Source organism: Streptomyces sp. CLV115 (genome assembly GCF_038448545.1).
GTDB lineage: Bacteria > Actinomycetota > Actinomycetes > Streptomycetales > Streptomycetaceae > Streptomyces > Streptomyces sanglieri.
In genome coordinates this window covers 1-2,568 of the sequence record NZ_JBCEWQ010000327.1, presented here as the reverse complement: position 1 = coordinate 2,568, position 2,568 = coordinate 1, and the positions used below count along the sequence as shown (strand labels likewise).

General features: G+C 72.1%; 2 protein-coding genes. Both read left to right on the top strand.

Annotated features, from left to right (window positions below; translation table 11 throughout):
- Nucleotides 1-2,126 (top strand): ATP-binding protein (locus AADR41_RS41870; protein WP_342287694.1); only part of this gene is annotated, 2,126 nt, incomplete at its 5' end.
- A 183-nt stretch (nt 2,127-2,309) separates the two neighbouring features.
- Nucleotides 2,310-2,528 carry a hypothetical protein gene (locus AADR41_RS41865; RefSeq protein ID WP_342287693.1) on the top strand — a complete coding sequence of 73 codons (219 nt, stop codon included), beginning with the start codon at nt 2,310-2,312 and terminating at the stop codon, nt 2,526-2,528.
- Nucleotides 2,529-2,568 lie beyond the last annotated feature (40 nt).

Sequence of the window (2,568 nt, the reverse complement as noted above, 5' to 3'; positions counted from 1 at the left end):
CGGCCCCGGTGCGCCCCGCCCAGCTCCCGGCCACCGTCCCGGACTTCACCGGCCGCGCCTCCTTCGTACGCGAACTGGGCGACCGGCTGGCGACCGCCGAGGGGTCGGTGATGGCCGTCTCGGCGCTGGCCGGGATCGGCGGCGTCGGCAAGACGACCCTCGCCGTGCACGTCGCCCACCAGGCACGCCAGCACTTCCCGGACGGGCAGCTGTACGTGGACCTCCAGGGCGCGGGGGCGCGGGCGGCGGAGCCGGAGACGGTCCTCGGCGCGTTCCTGCGCGCCCTGGGCACCGCGGACTCGGCGATCCCGGACTCCCCGGACGAGCGCGCCGCGCTGTACCGCTCCACGCTGGACGGCCGCCGCATCCTGGTCCTCCTCGACAACGCCCACGACGCGGCCCAGGTCCGCCCCCTCCTGCCCGGCACCGCGGGCTGCGCGGCCCTGGTCACCAGCCGTGTCCGCATGGTCGACCTGGCCGGCGCCCACCTCGTCGACCTGGATGTGATGTCCCCCGAGGAGGCGCTCCAGCTCTTCACCCGCATCGTGGGCGAGGAGCGGATCAACTCCGAGCGGGAGGCCGCCCTCGACGTGGTCGCCGCCTGCGGTTTCCTCCCGCTGGCCATCCGCATCGCCGCCTCCCGGCTGGCCGCCCGCCGCACCTGGACGGTCTCCGTCCTGGCCGCCAAGCTCGCCGACGAGCGCCGCCGCCTCGACGAGCTCCAGGCCGGCGACCTCGCGGTGAAGGCCACCTTCGAGCTCGGCTACGGCCAGCTGGAGCCCGCCCAGGCCCGCGCCTTCCGCCTCCTCGGCCTGGCGGACGGCCCGGACATCTCCCTGGCCGCCGCCGCCGCCCTGCTCAACCTGGACGTACATGCCGCGGAGGACCTCCTGGAGGCCCTGGTGGACACCAGCCTCGTGGAGTCGGCCGCCCCCGGCCGCTACCGCTACCACGACCTGGTGCGCCTCTACGCGCGTTCCTGCGCGGAGCGGGGCGAGGAGCCCCTGGAGGAACGGGAGTCGGCGCTGTCGCGGCTGCTGGACTTCTATCTGGCGACGGCGGCGGGGGTGTACGCGCTGGAGCGGCCGGGCGACCGGCTGGTGGACCACCTGGAGCCGACGGGGCACACGGGGCTGTCGTTCACCGACCGGCACGACGCCCAGGACTGGCTCTATTCGGAAGCCGGTCCGTTGCTGGCGTGCGTGCGCCAGTCCTCCGGTCCCGAAGTGCTCCGCCGGGCGATCGACCTGCTGTGGGCCGCGCTGGATCTCGCCGAGTCCGGCGCGAACTCCAAGCAGTACGAGGCCGCTGCCTCGTTCATGCTGAGTGCCGCCCGCACGTGCGACGACCGCCATGCCGAACGGCGCGCCCTGGTCACATTGAGCAACGCCCATCTGGGTGCCGGCCGGTTCGCCCAGGCCGATCAGGAAGCCCTCCAAGTGGTGGAGTTGTCGCACGACGGGCGCGATCCGCTTCCCAACTGCTGGGCGCTCAACCACCTCGGGGTCATCGCCATCTATCAGAGCCGCCACGAGGACGGCGAAAAGTACCTGACTCAGGCGATAGAGGACTTCCGTACCGGCGAGAACCTCCCGGGAGAGGCTTCGGCGCTGTGCAACCTGTCCCGGGTCCACCTGGCCATGGGCCGGACGGCGAGCGCCGTCGCTCTGGCGCGTGAGGGCATCGAGATCTACGAAGGCCTGGGGCACACGCTGCGGGGGGCCAATGCCCGCTACGCACTCGGTATCGCGTTGACCCGGTGCGGAGAGCTCTCCGAGGCGACCGACAGCTTCCTGGAGGCCCTGAAGGTCTTCCGCGACAGCCGTCAGCGGCTCTGGGAAGGAATGACCCTGTTCCGCCTCGCGGAGGCGGATCTGGTGGGTGACAACGCGGCCCAGGCCGCCTCCAAGGCGGAGATGGCGCTGACCGTCCTGCGCGGCATCGGCGGGGAGTGGCGCCGGGGAAACGTGCTCACCGTCCTCGGGCACGCCCTCGACGGGATAGGCCAGTCCGGACGGGCCCTGGTCTGCTGGCGCGAAGCCCTCGCGATATACGACGACCTCGGTTCCGACGAGGCGGCGGGGATCCGCGACCTTCTTGCCCGGGTCTCCCCCGAGCGGGCATGACGCCGGCCGGGCCCGGTCGTTCATCGTTCGTTTATCGCCGGACGGCAAGCTCATGTCTGTCGATCCGTCGTGTCGGGGGGCAGACGGGGCGATGAGCGGCCAAACCATTAGGGTGAGCGGCCCTGACAGGGGCCCGTCCGGCAGTCCACGGGGGAACAGCTGGGCGGGCCCCTCCAACGCAGCATGCCAGCCACAACGGAGATGACCATCATGGGCGAAAAGAAGAAGACCGACCCGATCATCAAGCCGCAGGACACCCACGCCACCGGCGCCGAGACCGGGTCGGCGACGACCCAGGACACGCACGCCACCGGCGGCGACATCAAGCTCACGGACACCCACGCCACCGGCGGCGACATCAAGCTCATGGACACCCACGCCACGAGCGAGCCGGCCAACTAGGACTTCCCTCGACGGGGGCACGGGGGGCACGGGGGGCACG